22 protein-coding genes and 1 tRNA gene are annotated in these 23,630 nt (G+C 58.0%); 18 read left to right on the top strand and 5 right to left on the bottom strand.

The window, feature by feature from the left end:
• The first annotated feature begins 120 nt into the window (after window positions 1-120).
• The 7 genes from IGS60_RS07760 to IGS60_RS07790 all read left to right on the top strand — a co-directional run bounded on the left by IGS60_RS07760 (window position 121) and on the right by IGS60_RS07790 (window position 4,477).
• Window positions 121-211, top strand: a tRNA-Ser gene (locus IGS60_RS07760).
• Between the two features lie 447 nt (window positions 212-658).
• Window positions 659-841, top strand: coding sequence for a phage integrase N-terminal domain-containing protein (locus IGS60_RS07765; RefSeq protein WP_230503544.1), 183 nt, complete (start codon window positions 659-661; stop codon window positions 839-841).
• Between the two features lie 42 nt (window positions 842-883).
• On the top strand, window positions 884-1,042 hold the full coding sequence (locus tag IGS60_RS07770; protein WP_230503546.1) for a hypothetical protein: 159 nt from the start codon (window positions 884-886) through the stop codon (window positions 1,040-1,042).
• Window positions 1,043-1,182: 140 nt separating this feature from the next.
• Window positions 1,183-1,821 carry a hypothetical protein gene (locus tag IGS60_RS07775; RefSeq protein WP_230503548.1) on the top strand — a complete coding sequence of 213 codons (639 nt, stop codon included), beginning with the start codon at window positions 1,183-1,185 and terminating at the stop codon, window positions 1,819-1,821.
• 3 nt (window positions 1,822-1,824) lie between these two features.
• On the top strand, window positions 1,825-2,940 hold the full coding sequence (locus IGS60_RS07780; RefSeq protein WP_230503550.1) for an ImmA/IrrE family metallo-endopeptidase: 1,116 nt from the start codon (window positions 1,825-1,827) through the stop codon (window positions 2,938-2,940).
• 176 nt (window positions 2,941-3,116) lie between these two features.
• A complete protein-coding gene (locus IGS60_RS07785) occupies window positions 3,117-3,755 on the top strand; it encodes a DarT ssDNA thymidine ADP-ribosyltransferase family protein (RefSeq protein WP_230503552.1) in 639 nt (212 codons plus the stop codon).
• Between the two features lie 8 nt (window positions 3,756-3,763).
• On the top strand, window positions 3,764-4,477 hold the full coding sequence (locus IGS60_RS07790; RefSeq protein ID WP_230503554.1) for a hypothetical protein: 714 nt from the start codon (window positions 3,764-3,766) through the stop codon (window positions 4,475-4,477).
• A 255-nt stretch (window positions 4,478-4,732) separates the two neighbouring features.
• Here IGS60_RS07790 and IGS60_RS07795 read toward each other — a convergent pair whose 3' ends face one another.
• Together IGS60_RS07795 and IGS60_RS07800 are read right to left on the bottom strand one after the other, a co-directional pair.
• Window positions 4,733-5,449, bottom strand: coding sequence for a hypothetical protein (locus IGS60_RS07795; RefSeq protein WP_230503556.1), 717 nt, complete (start codon window positions 5,447-5,449; stop codon window positions 4,733-4,735).
• A 954-nt stretch (window positions 5,450-6,403) separates the two neighbouring features.
• On the bottom strand, window positions 6,404-7,858 hold the full coding sequence (locus IGS60_RS07800) for an MFS transporter (protein WP_230503559.1): 1,455 nt from the start codon (window positions 7,856-7,858) through the stop codon (window positions 6,404-6,406).
• 117 nt (window positions 7,859-7,975) lie between these two features.
• Between IGS60_RS07800 and IGS60_RS07805 the strand changes: the two genes are divergently transcribed.
• The 4 genes from IGS60_RS07805 (at window position 7,976) to IGS60_RS07820 (ending at window position 11,353) form a co-directional block, all read left to right on the top strand.
• Window positions 7,976-8,806, top strand: coding sequence for a helix-turn-helix transcriptional regulator (locus IGS60_RS07805; RefSeq protein WP_230503561.1), 831 nt, complete (start codon window positions 7,976-7,978; stop codon window positions 8,804-8,806).
• Window positions 8,807-9,272: 466 nt separating this feature from the next.
• Window positions 9,273-10,259, top strand: coding sequence for a hypothetical protein (locus tag IGS60_RS07810; RefSeq protein WP_070291185.1), 987 nt, complete (start codon window positions 9,273-9,275; stop codon window positions 10,257-10,259).
• 262 nt (window positions 10,260-10,521) lie between these two features.
• Complete coding sequence (locus IGS60_RS07815) at window positions 10,522-10,908, top strand: BPSL0067 family protein (RefSeq protein WP_230503563.1); 387 nt, start codon at window positions 10,522-10,524, stop codon at window positions 10,906-10,908.
• A gap of 10 nt (window positions 10,909-10,918) precedes the next feature.
• Complete coding sequence (locus tag IGS60_RS07820) at window positions 10,919-11,353, top strand: STY0301 family protein (RefSeq protein WP_230503565.1); 435 nt, start codon at window positions 10,919-10,921, stop codon at window positions 11,351-11,353.
• Window positions 11,354-11,534: 181 nt separating this feature from the next.
• Here IGS60_RS07820 and IGS60_RS07825 read toward each other — a convergent pair whose 3' ends face one another.
• Together IGS60_RS07825 and IGS60_RS07830 are read right to left on the bottom strand one after the other, a co-directional pair.
• Window positions 11,535-13,115 carry an isocitrate lyase gene (locus IGS60_RS07825; RefSeq protein ID WP_099410495.1) on the bottom strand — a complete coding sequence of 527 codons (1,581 nt, stop codon included), beginning with the start codon at window positions 13,113-13,115 and terminating at the stop codon, window positions 11,535-11,537.
• Window positions 13,116-13,454: 339 nt separating this feature from the next.
• Entirely contained in the window at window positions 13,455-14,759 is a 1,305-nt protein-coding gene (locus IGS60_RS07830) for an MFS transporter (RefSeq protein ID WP_230503566.1), read from the bottom strand.
• 152 nt (window positions 14,760-14,911) lie between these two features.
• Here IGS60_RS07830 and IGS60_RS07835 point away from each other — a divergent pair, with 152 nt between their 5' ends.
• Window positions 14,912-15,628 (top strand): SDR family oxidoreductase, encoded by a 717-nt coding sequence (locus IGS60_RS07835; RefSeq protein ID WP_230503568.1) that lies wholly within the window; start codon window positions 14,912-14,914, stop codon window positions 15,626-15,628.
• 13 nt (window positions 15,629-15,641) lie between these two features.
• On the opposite strand, the gene IGS60_RS07840 is transcribed toward IGS60_RS07835, so the two are convergent.
• Window positions 15,642-16,853, bottom strand: coding sequence for a DUF1566 domain-containing protein (locus IGS60_RS07840; protein WP_230503570.1), 1,212 nt, complete (start codon window positions 16,851-16,853; stop codon window positions 15,642-15,644).
• Between the two features lie 130 nt (window positions 16,854-16,983).
• On the opposite strand from IGS60_RS07840, the gene IGS60_RS07845 reads away from it, so the two are divergent.
• The 6 genes from IGS60_RS07845 to IGS60_RS07870 all read left to right on the top strand — a co-directional run bounded on the left by IGS60_RS07845 (window position 16,984) and on the right by IGS60_RS07870 (window position 23,622).
• Entirely contained in the window at window positions 16,984-17,418 is a 435-nt protein-coding gene (locus IGS60_RS07845) for a hypothetical protein (protein ID WP_230503572.1), read from the top strand.
• A gap of 94 nt (window positions 17,419-17,512) precedes the next feature.
• Window positions 17,513-18,469 (top strand): bifunctional helix-turn-helix transcriptional regulator/GNAT family N-acetyltransferase, encoded by a 957-nt coding sequence (locus IGS60_RS07850; RefSeq protein ID WP_230503574.1) that lies wholly within the window; start codon window positions 17,513-17,515, stop codon window positions 18,467-18,469.
• A gap of 107 nt (window positions 18,470-18,576) precedes the next feature.
• Complete coding sequence (locus tag IGS60_RS07855) at window positions 18,577-19,215, top strand: TetR/AcrR family transcriptional regulator (RefSeq protein ID WP_230503576.1); 639 nt, start codon at window positions 18,577-18,579, stop codon at window positions 19,213-19,215.
• 116 nt (window positions 19,216-19,331) lie between these two features.
• Entirely contained in the window at window positions 19,332-20,141 is an 810-nt protein-coding gene (locus IGS60_RS07860) for an alpha/beta fold hydrolase (RefSeq protein ID WP_230503578.1), read from the top strand.
• A 147-nt stretch (window positions 20,142-20,288) separates the two neighbouring features.
• A complete protein-coding gene (locus IGS60_RS07865) occupies window positions 20,289-22,502 on the top strand; it encodes a TonB-dependent receptor (protein ID WP_230503580.1) in 2,214 nt (737 codons plus the stop codon).
• A gap of 124 nt (window positions 22,503-22,626) precedes the next feature.
• Window positions 22,627-23,622, top strand: coding sequence for a PHB depolymerase family esterase (locus IGS60_RS07870; RefSeq protein ID WP_230503581.1), 996 nt, complete (start codon window positions 22,627-22,629; stop codon window positions 23,620-23,622).
• Window positions 23,623-23,630: the final 8 nt, after the last annotated feature.

Here is a 23,630-nt window from a genome sequence, read left to right on the forward strand (position 1 = left end):
CTGAATGTTTTACCCCACGGTAAATAACTTTGGCAGTCCGTAGAATCTTTGCTATAATCTGCGGCTTCGCGACAAGCGAGAAATAGTACGCAATGCGAGCAAGTAGACGCATTGCCTGCAGGAGAGGTGGATGAGTGGTTGAAGTCGCACGCCTGGAAAGCGTGTATAGGTTCATAGCCTATCGGGGGTTCGAATCCCCCTCTCTCCGCCACAGACGAAAAAGAAAAAGCTACCCTCGGGTAGCTTTTTTTTCGTCTGTACGCGGAGAGAAGCACGCCCCCTGCGGGGCGTGCGCGGGGGATTCGAAGGGTCGGGCCTACCGGCCCGGCCCTCTCCGAATCTACTGGCTGCTGCCGCTGCGCGGCAGCCCCGCGCGCCTGCGGCGCGCGTTCGTGGTTCTAATTAGGTTGCGACTGAGCCGGCTTCTACGGCGCTCAGCGCATCAGTCCGTGTGCGAATGGCGGACCTGACCCTGGTACGTGACCATGGTACGGTATGACCCTGCTACGGTACATGCGGCGCGGGCAAGCAGTAAACACACCGCATACACGGGAGTGGTGTCCCGGGGCCTTTACAAACCGTCCTTGCTGCGGCAAGCACGGTGGCCAGAAACACTTACTTGACTCGATCACACCAAGTTTGAATGTAGGAGCATGCGATGCGCGACTTGAACTATCAACTCAAGCAGCTGTGCGACCGCAATCGCGATGGCAGCTATGCCACGCAGTCCGGCCGCGCGCGGATACTCTCGCACCTGGTCAACCAGCTGCATGATCTCGGATATCGCCGTATGAATGCTGACAGTCTGCGTCCCAAGCATGTGGACGCGCTGGTGCAGTAGTGGAAGGCCGATGGCGTCAGCGCCGGCACGATGAAGAACCGTATGAGCGCCATGCGATGGTGGGCGCAGAAGATCGCCAAGGACAACATCATCGCGCGCGACAAAGGCAGCTACGATATCGACAAGCGCACCTTTGTCACCAATATCTCCAAGGCCAAGGTGCTTGATGATGCGCGCTTGGCAAAGATCACGAATGCGTAGCTAGCTAAGAATCGGCACTGCGCGAGGGAAGACTATGTTGGCTGCAGGCAGGTGATTGGCAGGCGGACTTAGGTTGACAAACTTGGAAAAGTGCAGGATGATTCGGTTTACAAAATTCACTTTTTGCAAGGAGCCGCTCTGTGGACTACCCTCATCCGAGTACGTTTCAACCTGATCTTACCGACGAGCGGCTTAGCACTATCGCTGCAAAGATGTTGGATGTTCGCTACTTGACCATCCGGCAGATGGATACAGAATACGACGACAATTACACTCGCGAGTGCCCGGTTTACGGACGCACTAGGAAGATGTTAATCCTTTTGGCCCGCGGCAAAACGTTGCATTGGTTCAACGTCAAATGCATGGGAATGGGTGTTGACATTTTCATTGGAAACGTGACGTGCAAGTTCTTCAGGGATGACTTGGAAAACCCTGAGAAAGCAGGTTTTTTTAAACGTGATGGTTTCCTTTGCTTATTCGAGGAAGACGATAACGTTCCAGTGTTGTGGCGATTTGTAATTGAGCGTGCACTTACTGAGGAAGATGAAGATCAAATTTATTTTGTTGGTTATAATAAATTCAATGAAATGATTTCTAAGTGGCATTATGAAGCAGGGGCGGCTCCGCTGTATGCTGTGGATCAAGTAATTCCGCCAGCAGCAAACATGGGGCCTGCTGAAATTGAAATTCGCGAGGACGGAGATGATGAGGTTTCAAAGCCCGGCGAATCTGATTCCCCTCCAGAAGTTCGCGGAACTGGTACGAATAATTCAAATTAAGTGATGCAAAACCAATTCAATGGGAGCGAGCTTCGGCTCGCTCGAATATTTCATGGCTTCACACTTGATGAAGTCGCTGAGCGAGTGGATAAGACTCGCCAGTATTTACATAAGCTGGAGACCGGGCAAGCAACTCCAACTCCGGCGTTGCTTGAACAGCTTGCCACTGTGTTGGATGTGGCTCCTGATTTCTTACTGTGTGAACACACCCGAATGTTGGAGGAGGACAGCTTTCATTTCCGTAAGCTGTTTACGACTCGGGCAATGATGAAAAATGTAGTAATGGCACGAGGCGAACTTACAGGGAGACTAGTACGTTACTTAGACAAAGAGCTGCGGCTGCCCAAAATCCGTATCCCTGAAGTTGCTGACGTCCAGTCTGTAGAAGACATAGAGCGTGCGGCGGAGCAATGTCGAAGAGAGTGGGAGTTAGGACTTGGGCCAATAGCTAACATGCATATGCTAGCGGAAAATGTTGGGGCAGTAATTACAAGCTTCCAATCGCTCTCTAAGGAAATTGACGCATTGTCAGTTGCTGTCCCTCGCCCTACTATCGTCCGTAACGAAGCTAAAGAAAGTATATGTCGCCAACGCTGGGACGTTGGACATGAGCTCGGTCACTTTGTGCTTCATACGGGAGTTGTCACTGGCGATAGATTGACAGAGGGACAGGCTAATCGATTCTCCGGAGCGTTGTTGATACCTCGCACAATGATGGCAAAGCATTTCCCTCGTCCACGCGGGGCACGCTTGGATTGGCAGGGGCTTTCTGAATTTAAGCTCTCTTGGAAAGTCAGCAAGGCAGCTATTCTCTATAGGGCACGGCAGCTTGAGCTAATTAGTGAGGATCAGTACAAGACAGGTGCTATCACCTTACGCCGAACCGGTGAAGCAACCGGGGAGCGTGAGGACCATTTGGTTCCTTCAGAGGGGCCAGAGCTCGTTGCACGAGCTTTTAGATTGTTGGCTGAGAAAAAATCGATTTACGCGGAAGATATAGCGGCCGCAATGCGAGTTTCTCCTGCACTTCTGAGGAACTTGGTTGGGTTTGATCTGCCTGCTAAGCCACCTGGAAGCAATAAACTAGTGCATCGCCCTGTATTGCAGTTGGTTGGTTAACTGATTAATTAACAGTCTGATTCAATTTGAAAAATTCGCAACTTCCAGTCTTCAGAACTCGCTAGATGCTGGTGCAATGGTAGCCTCGGCTGCTACCCGAGGGGGCTTTTCCCCTCCGGGAAATTTCCTGTATGATTTACCAACATGGTGTCATGTGCGCAAATACAGGACGGGTTATGAATCAAGCCATCAAAGACAGTGTTGATGCATTAAAAATACCATTCTTGGTTCACTTCACTCGGGCGGTCAATATTTCTTCGATCTTGGTGGACGGAATCATTCCCAGGGATCAACTTCACCGTATCAATGTAGAGGCGCAGGTGAATGATGAGAATCGCTACGACAACCGAAGAAATGGAACGTGTCTTTCGATAGCGCACCCCAATGCCTTAATGTTCTACAAATACCGCCAGGAAAATCCAGGAGTGGCTTGGACGGTTCTTGTCCTTTCAAAGTCGCTTCTTTGGGAAAAGCCGTGCGCGTTCTTTAAACACAACGCAGCTACTGCTGAAATGAGGGATACTCCGCTGGCTGCCTTGAGTAATGCAAATGCTCTCAGCGGCATGTATGATGATGCTGAAGGAGACGGCTCGCGCGAGGAACAAGAGCATCTGAAATCCTTCGATCCAACAGATAAACAGGCTGAAGTGATGGTGTTTGGCGTGATAGAGCCGCGGTACATCCTTGGTGCTGCTTTCCAGACACAGGCTCTCTTGGATCAATATCGAGATGCTTTTGCCGAGCGTAAACTTTACCATCATCGCGGCGATACAGGACTGTTTGCATCGAGAAGCTACCGCCGCAAGTACCAGTGAGATGTCTGATGGCTGAACGTCCAATTTTTATTCCCGTTCTCGACGGCGATACGCTCGTCCGTACTACCTATGTCTCCTTTCAATGGAGTCCGGGTATGTCTGCAAGTCAACGTCAGAAGTCGTCAGATTCGCTTCAGGAAGCGGCACTATGTTTGCCAGGAATTTCTAGAGTGTTGGAAGTGTCGAGTAAGTCACGCGTGGAGTTAGGTGTTGCACTTAGCGCGTTTAACTTAACGTTTCGGACAGTGAAGAGAAATCAGGTTTTCTGCGTGGAGTGTGCTTATCAGGGAAGTAAGGTATTTGAGTTTGGTGGGCCGTATCGCGATCTATTTTTCATGACGGCAAGGGAAGCCAAGCGTGATTCACGGTTGACTACTTCAGGACGCCTCACCGGCTTTCAGTTTTTTGGAGCGGACTGGAAGCTTGAGCCAAGGACGGCTTTCTACGATTGGTTGTACCTCAATGCTTTGGCAAAACATCCTGAACTAAACGAGAGTCTCACAAGCTATACGGCTTTCACTGACATTGAGTTCAATCCGGAACGATCTGTAAATTGCCAAGCATACTCTGTAGCACTTTATGTCTCCTTGCGGCAGCGAGGGCTGCTTGACGAAGCGCTAGCATCACAGGATGCTTTTCTGACTCATGTGCAGCACCGGTCTGTTAGTAATGCGCGTAGCGAGTTGGTGGCACATCAGGGCCAGCTTTTAGAGAATTCGTAGACATGGGGTTGTACTGATTGTTAAGGTACGCACTGATGTGAATTGTTTGGAGAAGTGCTTTACCTAAAAGCAAGCCAGAACAGCGCCAGTAAGAATCGGTGGCAGGGCTGAAGCAGGAATTTGTGACTGGTCCGCTGAGTCAACGGAAGCAACTAAATGCTCTGACTGCACTAAGGACTTGGTGCTCCAACGCACATGTACTTCAGATTCAGGCTCGACCAGTTGGATGGGCGAGCCTGATGAAGTGCGAAGAACTTAACCCTTAGCTTGCTTGTTTAGAAATTTCTGCAATTTCTTTAGGCGCGAAAGGTATTTCTCTGCGGCGTCTCGAGATAGCCAAGGGGCCGTACCATCGTTATACAAGTACCCGTCGCTCTGAGGGCGATGTGCGATTTCGAGTAACTCGACTTCAGTGAGATGGGTATTGAGATGCTGATACTCTTCGTAATTGACCCACGCGCTGCCACCTTTCCCAACAGGCTTGTAGCGGCGATTCACCAGTATCTGGGTCTCTCCGTTTAGTTCACTGGCCTCATATGGAAGCCAGTGACGCATCTCCCAGTATACGACTGCGGCGGAGTGTACATGGAATCGTGGTACCTGAAGCGCTGAAGTCATGTAGTCGACGGCAAAGTCCACTGCGTTGGATGCCGAGCCGAACTCATCCCATATGTCTATTGCCAGGCGTTCTGCTTCCTCATGGCGGCCGACAAAACGGTCTAGTGGTTCCTTGACCTTTTTAAAGGCGGCACGCATCGCCTCGTTTGTACGGGAGAAGCGGAAGTACTTTGGAGCGGGTGTGGTTTGCTCAGGTAATGCTGCGTGCTTCATTAGCAAGGACCAGTTACTGAATCCGTATGAATGGGCGATGCTATCTAAAGCTTTTGCGCGAACAATGTCGTTGTTTCGGGCAGTGATTTTTGCTTGAAGTTTGAGATGCTCAATCTGAGCAGGGGTAAACGAGGTGGGCATAACGCTCTCCGTAAAAAGTTACAGCTACCAGACTTCAGCGCGCCCACACACCAAAAAAGTAGCAGGGACTTTTTCGGAAAACTCGTACTACACACGTTGCCAGAACTGCGCTTCGCCACGGTGAGCGTGCAAGCCGACGTGTACCGGCTTGGTTTGACTATACGCTATCCGGTTGAGCGATGCAACTTTGGCGGAGCGTGTAGGCATGATGCCGCTGGAAGCGGCGCGTCCGCTTCTTGCAAATGATTAGCATTTTTGAGTGTTGCACGACCGTTGAGCCAGCACTTCGAGTCGCTCCCGGTGGGGACCGTAGTTTCGTTTGTCACCAATAAATTTTCACAGGACGGCTTGGTGCTCTTATAGCAGATGCGTGAGCGAAATATTGTGGAATAATACTGTTTCCATTTTGCATTTCGTCGGTACTTTTTTATGCCAATTTGCAATACGAATTGTACCTAAAGGCCATATGCAAAAGTTCGATTCCGGCAAGCGCCAGTTGGGCTTTGTGCATGCCGACGTTTTTTCTGAAATGTTAGGTCTTATGATGGCTAGGGATTGAACCTCGATGAACGGTAGAGGTCCAACCAGCAGGACAGAGACTATTGGGGCTTCTTAATTGATTTTATGCAAATCGCGAAGACGGACGGATCGATATCGCGGATGAGTTTTGTTATAAAAAATACCATTTTTTAGACCATGCTCCGCTGTATAAATTCGCAGAGAGCCTTTACCTATAAGGGTCTTGCACCGATTCGAATCCCCCTCTCGAAAAAAAAAAGCTACCTTCGGGTAGCTTTTTCTTTTTTCGTCTATACGCGGAGAGAAGCACTTCGTTCCTCAGGCGCAGGGCAGTGCGCTTCGAATCGACCAACTGCTGTCGCTGCGCTGAAGCCCAGCGCATTAGTGGTTCTAATCAATTTTGTGAATGAGCATGCTTTTACGGCGCCTAGCGTATCAGTTCGTGTCCAAATGGCAGACCTGACCCTGCGTCCTTCGAAGCATGAGCGACGCAACTGCCGAGACAACGCTGACGATGCCTGCTATCAAGAATGCGAACCGGTAACCCGCAAGTTCGGCCGCCTGGGGGAGTTGCCCCGTGGCCAATTGCGTCGCCATTACTGAATGGGCGACGGCACCGAGTACTGCTATCCCCACGGCTCCACCCAACTGGCGTGCAGTGTTCTGTAGTCCTGCTGCAAGACCCGAGTCTTTCCGCGGAACGCCTGCAAGAACTGCTTGCGTGGCACTCATCATCACCAAGCCGTTGCCAGCGCCGACCAGCAATGTAGGCAGCAGAAATTCGCTGACCTGCAATGGGTGAACAGGTAGCCAATTGAGCCAGATTAGGCCTGCTGCCGACACGAGGCTGCCAATAAAGGGCAACTGTTTAAAGCCAGCGTCCCGCAAATAGCGTGATGCGATCGATGCGATAGCCAGCGCCGAAGCCATTGGCAGTAAAGCCAGTCCGGTGTCGAGCGGACTGCGCCCGTCGATCCGCTGCAGCGCCTGCGACAGAAAGAACATCGACACCGTGAGAACCGCGCCGAGGCTCAACACCATAGCCATTCCGATCGTTACGTTTCGCAGGCGAAATATTTCGAAATTGATCAGGGGCTGGGCCGAACGGCGTTCAGCTGCGATGAAGGCGACGAACATGATCAGCGCGGTAGCCAAGGCACTGAGCACGGTACTGGATGTCCAGCCTGCATGTACCGATTCTGAGATCGCATAGAGACACGAGGCCAACGCCAGCGTGACAGTGGACGCTCCCAGAACATCGAGCTTCGCCCGGGCGTCGTCCGTTAGCTGTGGTCGCAGACAGCCGGCAACAACCGCAGCCAGGACGATACCGACAGGTATGTTGACGAACATCACCCAGCGCCAGCTGGCTAGGCTCGTCAGCAAGCCGCCAATGACCACGCCAAAGGCGGAGCCCATCGCGGCGCAGGCCGCCCACAGGCCGATCGCTCGTTCCTGACTCGCCCCCTTGGGATGGGCGGCGACGATGACTGCCAGCGGTGAGGTCGCCAGTACCGACGCGCCCAAACCCTGCACTGCGCGCGATGCCAGCAGCATGCTCCCGGAAGTCGCAAAGCCACCTGCCAGGCTGGCTCCAGTGAACAGCGTCAAACCCCACAACAGAAGGCGCCGGCGCCCATAGATGTCGCTGGCGCGTGCAGCGAGCAACATGAAGCCACCCAGCAACAGCAGGTAGATGTCGACTACCCACTGCAATTGGACAGGTGACAGACCCAGGTCATCGCGCATCGCCGGTAGCGCGACGTTCACGATGGCACCGTCCACCACGACCATGAAGGCACACACGCAGGCGACGAAGGTAGCAATCCAGGTCGATACGCCACTGCGCAGCAGCGGTGGCGGCATCGCCGGTACGGAAGATATAGACATTTGTTGCCTTTCAGCACGAAGACGGCGGCAACTGCCGCCTAAAAGTTTGGTAGGAGCCAAGTATGCTGAACAGTATGAAAAGTCATATAACGGTAAATGGACTTAAAATGGTGATAAATGGCCAAACTGAATCCTGAGCATGAGCAACCGGAAGACGACTTCAGCGAGTGGTCGGATGGCCCTCGTCTGATCGCGCTGTTGGGGAATGACGATCAGGCCAGCGAGTACCGCCTCGGAACACGCGAGTACGGTTTGCATCACCATCATCGAGGGCAGGTGTTCTGCGTAGAAGCCGGGCTCATCCATGTGCGGACAGCTCAAGGATCGTGGTTGCTCCCGCCGAACCGGGCCGGCTGGATGCCGCCAGGGGTACCGCATCAAGTACGTGTCAGCGGTGCTCTTGCCGGCTGGAGCGTGTTCATCACGCCGAAATCCAGTGCGTGCTTGCCGAGCCAGCCTTGCGTGATCGGCATCACCGAGGTGTTGCGCGCATTGGTGCGCCGGGCCGCCGAATGGGACCAGTCCGCTCAGCTGGCACTGGACCAAGAGCACATCGTTACCGTCATCCTTGACGAAATCCGTCGCGCGCCGCATGAGTCGCTGCACTTGCCAATGCCGACAAATGCTCGGCTGGAGCGCATCGCTCGGGCGATCCTGGACGATCCCGGTTCGATTCGAACATTGGAAGCTTGGGCAGATTGGGGCGCGATGTCGGCTCGAACGCTGCGCCGTCAGATGCAGGCTGAAACAGGCCTGAGCTTTGCCCAATGGCGCCAGCAGGCACAACTCACGCACGCCCTGGAAATGCTGGCGCGTGGAGACTCGGTCACGCATGTTGCCGACACGCTGGGCTATGCCTCACCGAGCAACTTCATCGCCATGTTTCGCCGTTCCTTCGGCGACTCCCCGGCACGATATTTTGCGGCGCGTTCTGTTGGCGGCAGTTGAAGCATTGTCATCAATCGGCTGCCTCCCATCATTGAGATCGTGCAGGCATGTGCTTGGACGATGCGTACACGCTGGCAGCATCTTTAAAAATGACAGCGGGGATATTCATGCCTGTTTTCTCATGCAATATTGGTCGAACTCGGCAGCTCGGAGGAGAGGTGCTGCTCTCTGCAACATCGGTCCAGGCCGCATGAAGCGTGGGTTGTTGAATTAGGTAAGTCCGTTTCTATTGACCTATCACATACCTTGCCGTGGGTGTTGAGCATACCTTTCAGTGTATGAATTGTGCTGCGCCCACGTAGCAGTACTCATTGCCATTTCCCTTATTTGCAAGAAGAATTCTATTTTAGTTATGTGGGGTAGACGTCGGTGATCTATCCCTGTTTGTGATGTGGGAGGGCCTTCTTGATGTCATCGTTGATGATGCCGAGGTTCGAACACATAACAACAAGGAACGGGTGCAGCCATGGATGTATGGAAAGCGATAACCTATGTGAGTTCGCCTCTGACGCTCGTAGCATTCCTTGCTGCCGTTGTGGCATGGGTTTATGTCACCCAGCTTAAACGTACTGAGGTACTAATCAATAGCGCCAAAGAATCTGACAGGCGCATATTGCTCGAAGGCGTGCTGGAGGTGCTTCGTGTCAATGTGGACAAATTACCTCTGGCGCGGCGATTTGAGATTGCTACACAGCTTCTGCACGGAAGGGCACTTAAACTCAAACTGGCATTTGCTGCGTTCATGGTGGTGGCGTTTGGAATGCTTGCTTTGTCAGCTTTCGCCATTTATCAATTACCAGCGGAACAATCTATCAAGGATCTGCTGGAGGGGCAGCAAAAGCTAGAGGCAGTGGCTGCACTGAAGAGACATCAGATATATCCTATTTCTGATACTGATTTGCCTCGTGCTCTGAGCGAGCTAGTAAAACTCGACAAGAATGAGTTGAAGTTGGGGATACTTGAGAGAACGCAGAAAATGCAGGAAAAAATTGACGCAGCTCCATCTGTCGCCGAACTACGGAGACGGGCGGAGCGAACGGAGGCTCCCTTTGAACGTCTGGGCCTCAAGCTATGGGCAGGCGTTCCCAAAATAGGTCCAGATCAGCCACGTCGGTTTTATGTCAATGTACCAATAGGTGCAGACTATGCATGGAAAAGGCTGAGGATTATCAATCCAGCCACAAATGAGGAAATCAGGGTGATTGCACGCCCAGTGATAGATGATCAGATTCGAGACGTTGATATTCACCTTAATTATCAACAAGCCGCACAGCTTTTTGGTACGCAGATTTCTGAAAGAAAGAAGGAATTATGGGCGCAGGTGCTGGGGCCGGGTCAGCTTTATGATCCAAGTTGTGAACCAGCTCGCAAGCCGGCGGAAAAGAGGCGGTTGGCACAATGTGATCCTGAAGAGTCACCTGACTATTTTGTTATGTTAAAGTCCCGGCCATAAGCATGTCGTGCTGAGTCTGCTCGAGCGTGACACTACAGCCATATCTTCGGGAGCAAGGTACGCGCAAATACATAATCTGTTTTGTCGACGATATGCGGCTTACCGAAGTCCTGTACAACCCATGTACTGCACAGCGACGCGGGATGCGTAATTCACGGACGCCGCCACCGCCGTTATTCCCCCGCAAACCTTATCCCATCTCAACTCCCCTATTGTTTCCCGCATGTATCGTAAGCCTCTCCCATCACCCCCGGAGAGTCCCGTGCCCTATGCCTGCACCAAAGTCGACGATCTGGAAAAAACCACCATGGTTGGCAACCACCAATGCGTCGCGCTGGTCCGCCACTACGCGGGTGCGCCTGCCACATTGGCCTGGAAGCAGGGCGAGGCAGTGTTGGGGAATCGTTTGCTGCGCAAAGGCACGGCCATTGCCACATTCGTCAACGGCAAGTATGCGAATCATCAGCAAGGCAATCACGCGGCCCTGTATATGGGGCAGGCGCTGGACGGGATCATTGTCATGGATCAGTGGGCGGGCAAGCGCCCGGGCATTGTGACTTCGCGCACCTTGCGTGCCAAAGGCCAGTACAAGAATGGCTTGCATATCGACCCCAGCAACAATGCCGATGCTTTTTCCGTCATCGAATAAGGGAGCATCGATGCCACATCGACGTTTGTTGACCGGCGCCGCCTGCTGCCTATTCCCTGTGTTCGCGCAGGCTGCGATGCCCGCCGTCCATGCTTGCCCGGACAGCGTGCCCGAGGCATCGATCAGGCTGAACGCCGTGCCGGCTGGCTGGACGCCGTATATCGGCAGCCCGCTTTACTTGAGCGCCGCGGCGCCGATCGACGGCGTGCCGGCGCGCAGGGGGCAGCTCGTGCCCAGCGGGGAGCGCACGAAGCAAGGGAGAGCGACGCTCAGCTACCGGCTGGAAGGCCCCTACCCAGACGGCAAGTGGCTGCAATGCAGCTATGGCGGGCATGGTGAAGTCACGCTGTCGCGGAGGATGGACGACAGTGTCAGCCTGTGCGAGTTCACCTACAGGAAAGGCCGCAAGGCCGGGCAGAACGAGATCGATATCGATTGCCGGTAAGTGAGTTGGTATCAGCGGTATTGCTGGGTGAATCGCAGGCCGCTGCAATCAGTGCCTGCAGCTGTGCATGTCGGCTTACGCGTTCCGCTAAGCCGACCTACGCAACTGCCGCCTACCGACGGGCCAGACGCAAAAAAGCCCGCCGAAGCGGGCCTTGTCACTCTACAGTCAAGCCAAAAGCTCAGAACTGGTTCATGGTGTTGTCTTTACCAGCCGCCTTGAGCGCCGCTTCGCCGCTGAAGTAATCCTTGTGATCGTCGCCGATGTCCGAGCCGGACATGTTTTGATGTTTCACGCAGGCGATGCCCTGGCGGATTTCCTTGCGCTGCACGCCGGCCACGTAGCCCAGCATGCCCTGGTCGCCGAAGTATTCCTTGGCCAGGTTGTCGGTCGACAAGGCGGCCGTGTGGTAGGTCGGCAGCGTGATCAGGTGGTGGAAGATGCCGGCTTCGCGGGCCGAGTCGGCCTGGAAGGTGCGGATCTTCTCGTCGGCCTGGACTGCCAGTTCCGTCTGGTCGTATTCCACGCTCATCAGCTGGGCACGGTCGTAGGCGGACACGTCTTTGCCTGCCGCTTTCATCGCGTCGAAGATTTGCTGGCGGAAGTTCAGGGTCCAGTTGAACGACGGGCTGTTGTTGTACACCAGCTTGGCGTTCGGGATGACCTTGCGGATTTCGCTGACCATGCCGCCGATTTGTGCGATATGCGGTTTTTCCGTTTCGATCCACAGCAGGTCGGCGCCGTTTTGCAGCGAGGTGATGCAATCGAGCACGCAACGCTCTTCGCCGGAACCGGCGCGGAACTGGAACAGGTTGCTCGGCAGGCGTTTTGGACGCAGCAGCTTGCCTTCGCGCTTGATGATGACGTCGCCATTGCCCAGCGCGTCGGCCGACACTTCTTCGCAGTCGAGGAAGGAGTTGTATTGGTCGCCCAGGTCGCCTGGTTCAGTCGTCACGGCGATCTGCTTGGTCAAGCCGGCGCCCAGCGAGTCGGTGCGGGCGACGATGATGCCGTCGTCCACGCCCAGTTCCAGGAAGGCGTAGCGGATGGCGCGGATCTTGGCCAGGAAGTCTTCGTGCGGTACCGTGACTTTACCGTCCTGGTGGCCGCATTGTTTCTCGTCGGACACCTGGTTTTCGATCTGGATGCAGCAGGCGCCCGCTTCGATGAATTGTTTCGCCAGCAAATAGGTGGCTTCGGCATTGCCGAAACCGGCGTCGATGTCGGCGATGATGGGCACGACGTGGGTGACATGGCCGTCGATCTTGGCCTGGATCGCTTGCTTTTCAGCACCTTGGGCCGCATCCAGCTGGCGGAACAGGCCGCCCAGTTCGCGGGCATCGGCCTGGCGCAGGAAGGTGTAGAGTTCGCGGATCAAGCTGGTGACGGCGGTCTTTTCATGCATCGACTGGTCTGGCAGCGGGCCGAACTCGGAGCGCAGGGCGGCGACCATCCAGCCGGACAGGTAGAGGTAGCGGCGGTCGGTGCTGTTGAAGTGCTTCTTGATCGAGATCATCTTCTGTTGACCGATGAAACCATGCCAGCAACCGAGCGACTGGGTGTACTTGGATGGGTCCGCATCGTAGGCGGCCATGTCGTTGCGCATGATCTTCGCCGTGTACTTGGCGATGTCCAGGCCGGTCTTGAACTTGTTCTGGGCGCGCATGCGGGCGGCGGACTCGGGATTGATGGCGTTCCATGCGCTGCCTTGTTGGTCTTTCAAACCAGCAACAGCTTTGATGTCGTCTTGATATTGGGACATGTGAATCTCCTAAAAAGAAAAGCTATGTTTGAGAAAATCGCCGAGTGCGCCACAACGTCTTGTCGAAGCAAACTGCATGACTAAATAGTAGGCTGATTCGCGCCGATCTTCAAGTCTTATATAAGACATATAACTTAAATTAAGTCTTTGTTTTTCAAAGGTTTAATTATGATTTTTCAGGATGTGAAATGAATTTTCAAAAAGTGAGAGGATTTATTGCTGAGTCTGCTGTTCGGAATTCCGCGATGTGAAACGTCTTTTCAGAATTTGGTGCAGCGCGACAAAATCTGGGCGAAAAAAAAAGCCACCCGAAGGTGGCCTGGGCCGCTGGCGGCTGATCTAGCGTCCCACGGTCTGCCGCTGATCCTTGATGAACAGCGCCGTCAACATGCCGATCACGCACACGCCGATCACGTAATAGGCGGGGCCCAGCACATTGTTTTTCAGCATCAGGGTCACGACCACGGGCGTCAGGCCGCCGAAAATCGCATACGACAAGTTGTAGGAAAACGACAGTCCCGAGAAGCGCACCTGGGCCGGGAATGCTTGCACCAGCACGTAGGGCACGGCGCCGACGACGCCGACGAACAGGCCCGTCATCGCGTACAGGGGCAGCAGCAGGTCGGGGCGGCTGCCGATGGTGGTGTAGAAGATATAGGTACTGATGGCCAGCAGTACGGAGCCGGTGAAGATCACGCGCTTACCGCCCAGGCGGTCCGCCAGCATGCCGGCGATGATGCAGCCGAAGGCCAGGCAGAGTGTTGCCACGGTATTGGCGACCAGGGTGGTGCGCGGGGCGATGTGGTGGATCTTTTGCAGCAGGGCAGGCGTCATCAAGATGACGACGACGATGCCGGCCGACAGCATCCACGTCAGCAGCATCGACACGGCGACGGCGCCGCGGTGGCTGCGCAGCACGGATTTCAGGGGCATTTCCGTGGCCAGCGCCTTGCGCTGCTGCATTTCCGCAAAAACAGGGGTTTCATGCAGCCAGCGGCGCAAATACATGGCGCCGAAGCCGAAGATGCCGCCCAGCAAGAACGGATAGCGCCAGGCGCCCTCGGCGATTTCTGCCGGCGTGTAGACGGTATTCAATCCCGTCGCGACGAGCGAGCCGAGCAGGATGCCCACCGTCAGGCCGGCCGTCAGCACGCCGCAGGCAAAGCCCGTGTAGCGGCTCGGCACGTGTTCCGAGACAAACACCCAGGCGCCCGGCACTTCGCCGCCCACGGCCGCGCCCTGGAAGATGCGCATCAGGAGCAGCAGCAGCGGCGCGGCCAGGCCGATGCTGGCGTAGGTCGGCAGCAGGCCGATCAGCAGGGTCGGCACGGCCATCATCAGGATGGACAAGGTGAACATGCGCTTGCGGCCGAGCAAGTCGCCGAAGTGGGCCATGACGATGCCGCCCAGCGGACGCACGACGTAGCCGGCGGCGAAGATGCCGAAGGTTTGCAGCAAGCGCAGCCATTCTGGCATTTCCGGCGGGAAGAACAACTGGCCGATGGCGTTGGCAAAGAAGACGAAGATGATGAAATCGTAGAATTCCAGCGCGCCGCCGAGGGCGGCCAGCGACAGGGTTTTGTAGTCTTGTTTGGTGAGGGGACGGCTTGCGGCGTGGATGGCGGCGGTGTTGGAAGTAGGCATGTGTCTCGTTCTTGTGTGTTATCGGAGATTGCCAGATCTAGCATACGCATTTCCGCCGCGTGAGTAAACGCGGGGCGTACGGGGATCAGCCTCAGCTGTGCTTAATACAACGTCGCTATCATCGGTGTTGACTTCATTGGAAAGGACACAGTATGCACATCATGATCGTGGGCGCCAGCCGGGGCCTGGGACGCGCACTGGTGGACGGTTTGCTTGCTGACGGGCATGCCGTCATCGGCGTATCGCGCCAGCAACCCGCCGACTTGCCTGCCGGCCAGGGCACGCGGCTGCAATGGATCGCGGCGGACCTGGCCGCACCCGCCGAGGCGGTCGAACGCATCGCCCACGCAGCGCCCGCCGCGCTGGACGCGGTGATCTACAACCTGGGCGTGTGGGAAGAAAAAGCCTTCAGCGATGACTATGCATTTCTCGGCGATGCGGACGATACTATCGTCGACATGGTCAATACCAACATCACGTCAACGATATTGCTGCTCAAGCGGCTGGTGCCGCGCTTGCTGCCCAGCAGCAAGCCGCAGCTGATCCTCACGGGCTCGACGTCCGGCTTGCGCCAGAGCGGCCGCCCGGAAGTGACGTTCAGCGCCTCGAAATTCGCCCTGAACGGCATCGCCGATGCCTTGCGCGAAGGTTTCCGTGCACAGGGACTGGCCGTGACGGCGCTGCAGCTCGGCTATCTGAATACCTACGATGGCTTGTCCGTGCCGCTGGCGGACGCCGCCGCGCGGGGCGAAGGCGAGCTGATCCCCGTGCATGACGTCGTCGCCGTCGTGCGCATGCTGCTGAACCTGTCGAATGCCTCGTTCGTGCGCGAACTGGTGCTGCCGGCGCTGCGCGACGAGCGTTTCTAGCTTACTTCAAGCTTTACGCGTGTTTGCCGTCGACCTCGACAAGCACCCGGCGCACGCAGCGCGCATGGCCGTCAAATTCGCGCGCGTTCTGGTAGGCGACGCCCGTGTCGAAATCCTTGCACCAGGCTTCGTCCTCGATGTCGCCAGGCTCGCTTGACCAGTGCCAGTTCGGCCGGAACGCCTCTTTCAATGTCGCATACAGCAAGGTCTGCTCGCGCCGATCCGGCAGGCTGTGGCCCAGGCTGGCAGCCCAGTTGGATGCGGCTTGCCAGGAATGGTTCTCCTGCTCGTACTCGTCCGGCAGCAGCACCAGGTGGTAATCGGGCGCGCCATCCCAGCCGAGGATCAGGCCGGCATAGCGTTCGCCCGGCTGCAGGGCGATGGGCGCGTCGGCCGATGGCGCCAATGTGACCCGGCGCACGGCGCAGGCGCGGCCTGAATAAGTCTTGCGATAGTTGTACTGGGTGCCGTTGTCGAAATCGTGGCTCCACGCCATGCGGGGCAGGATGGCGTCCGCTTCCGACGACCAGTACCAGGCATCCGGGAAGGCGTGGCCCAGGTTGGCGTGCAGCAGGGCCAGCTCGCTGCGCGTCGGCAGGCAGGCGCCGCGCGCCGCGGCCCAGGCTAGCGCGGCTTGCCAGGGCAGGGCATCGGCCTCGCCGGGCAGCAGGAACAACTGGTAGCCGGCGGCGCCATCCTGGCCCGGCATGATGCCCGCGTAGCGTTCGCCGGCAGCGGCGCCCAGCACGCCCGGGCAATGCTCAAACCAGCCATCGTCTTCTTCCGTGGCAATAAATGCCGCGATCAGCACCTGCTGCGCGGGCGGCGCGGCGGCCAGCAGGGTGTTGAAGCAGGTGATGGCCGAGGCGTTGGGTGTGCCGGCGCCGTTGGCGATACCGACGAGAAAGTCACCCGCCCAGTCGGGCAGGGTGGCGATCAGGCGCGGCAGTTCGTGCAGCAGGGCGGTGCAATACGCCGTCTCGCCGAAACGCCAGGCGGCGCGGCTGGCCGTCTGGTAGGCGCCGTAATCGTGCTCGGCCTGTACGGATTGCACAATCGCCAGCGCGTAGTGCGCGCCCTCATTCCCCGTCAGCGCATCGAGCATGGCGCAGTAGCGCTGGAAGCGCCGCTGCGCTTCATCGGGCGGCGTGTGCTTGTCGCCATCCTGGATGATGTTCCCCACAATTAGTAATTCGGCTTTCCAGAGTTCAAAGGCTGTTGGCATGGCTGTGGCTGGCGAGAGTGGCGTCGGCCATGATTATGCCCCGACCATTGGTGTTTCAGCGTGCTGATTGAACATGCTACAGTCCGCCTTTGCCGCCAGCCCGGTGCGGCTTTGCCTGGATCAATGCGCTATGCCCACCTGGACTTCTCCGCCGCAACTCGTCGCCCTGGCCGCCTTTTATGCGCAGGCGCAGGCCCATCCGGAAACGATCAGCGACGCTGCCTTCCTCGATGCCGTCAAGGCTGCCCACTGGCCCACCAATTGCTGGAGTTACGTGGAAGCGTCGTTCGCCATCATCGCGCCAGCCTGCCTGCTGCGTCCGCATCTGACCGCCGGGCTGATCGTATTCCCCATCGATGCCATGATCGCGGGCGGCCTGGACGATGCGGGGCAAGTCATCGCGATTGGCCGGGCCTGCGCGACGCGCGACGCGCCGTACGTGGAGGTGAGCGAGGAGGGCAAGCGCTGGCTGACGCAGGTGTGGCCGGGACTGGGGGCGGTGGTCGAGAACGTGTTCCAGGCCAGGCTGCAAGCGGCGCTGGCCGATGACGATGATGATGAATAAGCGATGAACAAGCGATCAACAAACGCCGACGCTTGACGCCGAAAGCCCGTTTACGTTAGGGTATACGTAACTAATTACCTATATTCTGCTCAACATGTCCTCCAACCTGCAAACCTACGGCTCGCTGATGCTGGCCAGCCGCCTGCGCCGTCTTTCCGATCAATTGTATGCGGGCGTTGATACCAGCTATCTGGCGGCCGGCGTCGAGCTGACGTCACGCTGTTTCCCCTTGTTATTGCTGCTGCGCGACAATGGCCCCACGGCGATCACGGCCCTGGCCGCGCAGATCGGGCAGACGCACCCGGTGGTGGTGCAGCTGGGACGCAAGCTGCTCGATGCCGGCGTGGTGGCGGAGCTGCCGGACGCCAGGGATGAGCGGCGCCGCCTGCTGGCGCTGTCCGACGCCGGGCAAGCCTTGCTGCGCAACATGGCGCCGCTGTGGGACGACGTGCGCGCCGCCGTCGATACGGTATTCGAGCAAGGCACGCCGCAGCTGATGGCCAGCCTGGACCGGGCCGAAGCGCGCTTGCAGGCGCAGGGCTTTGGCGAGACGATCGCCGCGTGCCGGCGCCAGCGCGAGCGGGCCGCCGTGGAGATCATCGACTACGACGCCGATTACGCGTCCGACTTCAAGCGCCTGAATATCGCATGGCTGGAGCGCTATTTCTATGTCGAGGCGCTCGACGACAAGGTGCTGTCCGATCCGCAACGCTCGATCCTCGACGATGGCGGGCAGATTTTCCTCGCGCGTTTGGACGGCAAGATCGTCGGCACCTGCGCCCTGATCCGCGCCGGCGGAGACAGCATCGAGCTGTCGAAGATGGCCGTCACGCCCGAATGCCAGGGCCTGGGCATTGCGCGCCGGCTGATCGAACGGGCCTTCGACGCCTTCGAGGCCAGCGGCGCCACGCTGCTGTTCCTCGAGTCGAACAGCAAGCTGGCGCCCGCCATCCGCCTGTACGAAAGCAGCGGGTTTACCCACGTGGCGCGGCCGGCCGGCGACGCCCATTACCAGCGCGCCGACGTCTACATGGAATGGCAGGGCAGGTAGCACACGCCAGGGCGCCACGCGGCGCTCCCCATCGGCCGTCTCCCGCGTTACAATACGTGCTCCCATAACGGAACCACGGTTCCACTATCGAGAGACGCCGACGCCGCATGCCTTCCTTCCCGATGCCCTTTCCGCAGATGATCGTTCCCCCGGAGCCCACCCAGGCGCGCAGCAAGCAGGCGTTCGAACGCCTGCTGCAGGTGGGTGAACAGTTGTTGGCGGAAAACCGTTTCGATGAAATCGGCGTGGCCGACCTGGCCAGGCTGGCGGAAACATCCGTCGGCACGTTTTACCGTTTATTGGGCGACAAGGACACCCTGAGCCGCTTGCTGCTGCAGCGCTTTTTTTCCGACATGGTGGAAAAGGTCGAGACCCTGACGGAACTGCGCCAGTGGGAAGGGCGCAGCCTGGAAGACTTCATCCGCGCCATGGTGGCCATGTTCGTGGCCGTGAATGGCGGGCGCAGCGGCGTCTTGCGGGCCTTGATCACGCGTGCGTCGCAGGATGCGCAATTTCGCGACAGGGTGCACCAGATCAATCATTTGATCTCGCAACGCACGGTCGCCGTGCTGGCCAGCAAGTCGTCCAGCATCCGCCACCCGAACCCCACGCAGGCGATGATGGTCGTGCCGCCCGTGCTGCTGGGCATCCTGAACCAGCATACCTTGACGGGGTCGCTGTCCTTTTTGTCGGGTGCGGCACTTGAGGATGAGCTGGTGCGCGTTGCTTTAAATTACCTGACTTGAGATATTTAGCGATTTAACTTGAAATCGGAATTCGGATTCCGTATTATGTTTTCCAACAGCAGGAAAACATATTCCTGCACCTGAACACAAAGCATGTTCAACAGCAAGGAGACAGAATGCGGCGTCACACGACATCCGATGTTCCATTGCATTACCTCGACCTGGGCAGGGAGCAGGGCGATCCTGCGCAGTCAGAGCCTATTTTTCTGTTGCACGGTCTCGGTTCGTGCGCCGAAGACTGGCGTCCGCAGATCGATGCCCTCGGCAGCAGCTTTCGCCTGATCGTGCCCGACCTGCGTGGCCATGGCGCCAGTCCCGCGCCAAACGGCGACTGGCAGATCGGGGACTTCGCCAACGACCTTTTCAATTTGATGGACCAGCTCGAGGTGCCGCGCGCGCACATCGTCGGCTTTTCCCTGGGCGGCATGGTGGGCCTGGAAATGGCCAACCGCGCCCCGGACCGGGTGGCCAGTTTGTGCCTGATCAACTCGCAACCGTTCCAGGGCAGCAAACCCGCGTCCTTGCTGTTTGCCTACTGGCTGCGGCGCACGGTGATCGCCACCTTCGGCTTGAAAGCCATGGGCAAGATCATCGGCAAGAAACTGTTTCCCGATCCTGCCCAGCAGCCTCTGGTCGAGCGCTTCGCCACGCAGATGGCGGGCATGGACAAGCGCGCCTACCTGGCCGCGCTGGACGCCATTTTCCACTGGGATATCGACATCCATTTCCAGGCCCTGGCCATGCCCGTCTTCATCATGGCGGCCGACCAGGATTACACGCCCGTCGCCAGCAAGCGGGCCTTTGCCGCACAGTTTCAGCAGTGCGAGATCGAGATCATCGCGAACTCGCGCCATGCCACGCCCCTGGACCAGGCGCAGCGTGTGAATACCTTGTTGCAGTCCTTCCTCGCCACACATTCAAAATAAACAGGCCACTCGCTACACGGGCAGGGGCCGGGAAACAGTCATCGCAGGGCAGGTGCACGCTTTTTGCGCGCGGGTACCGTGACGTCTTGCGATCCTGATATCCGGCCGTCTTCCCTGGTGGTAAGCAAGCCTGACATTGGAGACGCTATGAAACTTGCTTTGAAATTGATGCCCGCCGCCCTCGCCGTTGCCGGCGCGTTTGCCACCCAGGCCCAGGCGCAGGAGGCCAGTCCGGCCACTGCTGTCAGCGCCCAGGAAGCCAGCGAAGCCAGCGACGCAAAAGAACGCATGGAAACCGTGACGGTCTCTGCCCGCCGCCGCGAAGAACGGCTGCAGGACGTGCCGCTGGCTGTCACGGCGTTTTCCGCCAAGGCCCTGGAACGGGCGAATATCCAGAACCTGGCCGACTTGCAGGAGCGCGTGCCGAACCTGACCGTGTACGCTTCGCGCGGCACCAACACCACCCTGACGGCCTTCATTCGCGGCGTGGGCCAGGCCGATCCCGTCTGGGGCGTGGACCCGGGCGTGGGCATTTATTTTGACGACGTCTACATGGCCCGTCCGCAAGGCGCCTTGCTCGACGTATTCGACGTGCAGCGCATCGAAGTGCTGCGCGGCCCGCAAGGCACCCTGTACGGCAAGAACACCATCGGCGGCGCCATCAAGTACATTTCGCGTCCGCTGGCGAAGGAAAACGGCGCCTCGGCGGAAGTGGGCATTGGTAATTACAACCAGCGCAACTTCAAGGCCGCCTTCAACCTGGCCAACGAGAGCGGCACCTGGCGCGCGCGCCTGGCCGCTGCCAAGCTGGACCGCGACGGTTTCGGCCGCAACACCTTTAACGGCGAACAGGTCAGCGACCAGGACAGCACGGCCGCGCGCCTGTCCGTCGGCTACTTTCCGCAGGACATACCGCTCACCGTCGTGCTGAGCCTGGACGCCACGGACGACAAGTCCGGTGTGCGCGGCTTCCAGCGCATGGGCGTGAGCGCTTTCGATCCGCTCAAGCGGCCCGCCAGCACGGATGCGTATGACATCCAGAGTGGCATGCCGGGCAACAACTTCACGCACAACCGGGGCGGTTCTCTGGTGGCCAACTACACCTTGTCGAACGACTGGTCCGTGAAAGTGATCGGCGCCAAGCGGCGCAGCACGTCCGAGCAAACCATCGACTTCGACGGCTTGCCGCAGCCGATTGCCGACGTGTTCGGCGATTCGCGCGACGAACAGAAAAGCCTGGAATTGCAGGCCTCGTACAGCGGCGACTACGGCGCCGGCGTGATCGGCCTGTACCGCTTCGAAGGCACGGCCGGCGGCGGCATCTACAACAACTTCCTGGGGCGCCAGTTTACGACCGCCGTCAGCACGGTGGAGACGGACAGCACGGCGCTGTACACGGACTGGACCTGGCCGTTGGGCAAGGTGTGGAGCATCAATGCGGGCTTGCGCCACACGCGCGAGGAAAAGCGCGCCATCGTGCTCAACCGCGCTTTTGCCGATGTGGGCTTCACGCGGCCCATCCAGACGGCGGCCGACTTCGACAAGTCCTTGTCCGTCAGCAATACCTCGCCGAAAATTTCCGTGCGCTATGAAGCGTCGAAGACGACGAATTTCTACAGCAACCTGTCGCGCGGCTTCAAGTCGGGCGGCTACAACGTGCGCGCCAACAACCTCGTGGTGCCCGATTCCGCGCGGCCCTACAAGGATGAAAAACTCGACGCGCTGGAAGTGGGCATGAAGTATGCGGCGCCCGACGACACCTTCGACGCCAACGTGGCCCTGTTCTACAACCGCTACAAGGATATTCAATTGTCCGTCTTCACCAGCTATGTGCAGCCGGGCGGCGTGCCGGGCTTCTATGGCGACTTCACGAATGCGGGCAAGGGCACCGTGAAAGGCGCGGAGTTCGAATTCTCGTGGCGGCCGAACCGCCAGTGGGAAGTCAACGGCTTCCTCGCCTTGCTCGATGCCAACTATGACGAGTTCATGAGCGGAGGCAAGAACATTGCGGATACGCAAAAGTTCAGCAATACGCCAGCCCGGCAAGTGGGCTTGAACGTGACGCGCACGGACCGCGACGTGTTCGGCGGTGCCTTGCGCAGCATGGTCGGCTATGGCTATCGCAGCAAGGTCTACCCGACGACGGACTTGAGCGAAACCCTGGCGCAGGGCGGCTACAGCATCTGGACGGCCGGCGTCGTGTGGGAAGCGCCAAAGAACTGGACCTTCAGCTTGCATGGCAGCAACCTGGGCAACAAGCGCTACCGCACGGATGGCTACAACATTCCCGCCGTGTTCATCCTCGACGGTTTCTATGGACCGCCGCGCCAGATCATCGCCAAGGCCGGTTACAAATTTTAGAGTTCTTCACTGCCGGGGCTGGACCCGCTGGGTCCGGCCTCGCGGGTCGGAAGTGCCGGCTTGACGGGCGTCAAGCCGGGTCGTTGTCGCTGTTTTCGTCGTGAATAATAATCAGGAGACTGGCATGGCACATCTGCATCAGCAACTGCGTCATTTATTTTCTGCACTGATCGCCGCCTGCGGCTTGCTGGCCGCGCTGCCGGCTTCCGCCGGGCAGTGGGACTTCGGCCTGTACGCGAGCCTGTGGGGCTCGCGCGAATACCAGGTCTGGCTGCCGAGCAATTACAATCCGAACACGCCGCTGCCCGTCGTGCTGATGCTGCACGGCTGCGGTTCCGAGCCGAACAGCATGGCTGCCGTCAGCCGCTACAACCAGCTGGCCGACAGTGAAAACTTCATCGTCGTCTACCCGCGCCAGAACGTCACGGCCAACCCCATGCGCTGCTGGAATTTCATGTTGCCGCTGAACCAGGAGCGGGGCACGGGCGAACCGGCCGTGCTGATGGGCATCTTGAACAAGGTCAAGAGCAAATATGCGGTGCAGGACAGTCGCGTGTACGTGACGGGCATTTCGGCCGGCGGCGCCATGGCGTCCATCATGGCCGCCTGTTATTCCGACGTGTTCGCTGCCGTGATGGTGCATTCGGGCGGCATGTACAAGGGCGCCACCGGCCTGGTCACGGCGGCTGATTCGCTGTTCAACGGCAGCTCCTTCGACCCGAAAGTGCGCGGCAAGGATGCCTGGCGCTGCTCCGGTTCGCCGCGCCGGCTGATGCCGACGATGGTGTTCCACGGCACTTCCGACATCGTCGTCAATCCCGTCAACGGCGAGCAAACCATCGAGCAATTCCTGCAGACCAGCGATTACGGCGACGATGGCCTCGACAATGACAGCGTGCGCTACCGTGCCGACAGCATCGTGCGCCAGACGGTGCCGTACGGCCGCAGCTATTCCATCGACACCTACCTGCACAACGGCGCCGTCATCGCGCAAAAGTACACGGTCGAGGGCATGAACCACGCGTGGAGCGGCGGCCCACCGGGCTGGCCATTCAGCGATGAGCTGGGCCCGGACGCCACCGTGATCAGCTGGAACTTCTTCAAGAATTACCAGCGCTGATGCTGTAA

This window comes from Janthinobacterium sp. FW305-128, from assembly GCF_020858135.1.
Taxonomy (GTDB): Bacteria; Pseudomonadota; Gammaproteobacteria; order Burkholderiales; family Burkholderiaceae_D; genus Janthinobacterium.

Bases quoted from the DNA above. Each gene is read 5' to 3' on its own strand.
- IGS60_RS07765 (WP_230503544.1), top strand. From the start codon at position 659: ATGCGCGACTTGAACTATCAACTCAAGCAGCTGTGCGACCGCAATCGC.
- IGS60_RS07770 (WP_230503546.1), top strand. From the start codon at position 884: ATGAGCGCCATGCGATGGTGGGCGCAGAAGATCGCCAAGGACAACATC.
- IGS60_RS07780 (WP_230503550.1), top strand. From the start codon at position 1,825: ATGCAAAACCAATTCAATGGGAGCGAGCTTCGGCTCGCTCGAATATTT.
- IGS60_RS07785 (WP_230503552.1), top strand. From the start codon at position 3,117: ATGAATCAAGCCATCAAAGACAGTGTTGATGCATTAAAAATACCATTC.
- IGS60_RS07790 (WP_230503554.1), top strand. From the start codon at position 3,764: ATGGCTGAACGTCCAATTTTTATTCCCGTTCTCGACGGCGATACGCTC.
- IGS60_RS07795 (WP_230503556.1), bottom strand. From the start codon at position 5,449: ATGCCCACCTCGTTTACCCCTGCTCAGATTGAGCATCTCAAACTTCAA.
- IGS60_RS07800 (WP_230503559.1), bottom strand. From the start codon at position 7,858: ATGTCTATATCTTCCGTACCGGCGATGCCGCCACCGCTGCTGCGCAGT.
- IGS60_RS07805 (WP_230503561.1), top strand. From the start codon at position 7,976: ATGGCCAAACTGAATCCTGAGCATGAGCAACCGGAAGACGACTTCAGC.
- IGS60_RS07810 (WP_070291185.1), top strand. From the start codon at position 9,273: ATGGATGTATGGAAAGCGATAACCTATGTGAGTTCGCCTCTGACGCTC.
- IGS60_RS07820 (WP_230503565.1), top strand. From the start codon at position 10,919: ATGCCACATCGACGTTTGTTGACCGGCGCCGCCTGCTGCCTATTCCCT.
- IGS60_RS07825 (WP_099410495.1), bottom strand. From the start codon at position 13,115: ATGTCCCAATATCAAGACGACATCAAAGCTGTTGCTGGTTTGAAAGAC.
- IGS60_RS07830 (WP_230503566.1), bottom strand. From the start codon at position 14,759: ATGCCTACTTCCAACACCGCCGCCATCCACGCCGCAAGCCGTCCCCTC.
- IGS60_RS07835 (WP_230503568.1), top strand. From the start codon at position 14,912: ATGCACATCATGATCGTGGGCGCCAGCCGGGGCCTGGGACGCGCACTG.
- IGS60_RS07840 (WP_230503570.1), bottom strand. From the start codon at position 16,853: ATGCCAACAGCCTTTGAACTCTGGAAAGCCGAATTACTAATTGTGGGG.
- IGS60_RS07845 (WP_230503572.1), top strand. From the start codon at position 16,984: ATGCCCACCTGGACTTCTCCGCCGCAACTCGTCGCCCTGGCCGCCTTT.
- IGS60_RS07850 (WP_230503574.1), top strand. From the start codon at position 17,513: ATGTCCTCCAACCTGCAAACCTACGGCTCGCTGATGCTGGCCAGCCGC.
- IGS60_RS07855 (WP_230503576.1), top strand. From the start codon at position 18,577: ATGCCTTCCTTCCCGATGCCCTTTCCGCAGATGATCGTTCCCCCGGAG.
- IGS60_RS07860 (WP_230503578.1), top strand. From the start codon at position 19,332: ATGCGGCGTCACACGACATCCGATGTTCCATTGCATTACCTCGACCTG.
- IGS60_RS07865 (WP_230503580.1), top strand. From the start codon at position 20,289: ATGAAACTTGCTTTGAAATTGATGCCCGCCGCCCTCGCCGTTGCCGGC.
- IGS60_RS07870 (WP_230503581.1), top strand. From the start codon at position 22,627: ATGGCACATCTGCATCAGCAACTGCGTCATTTATTTTCTGCACTGATC.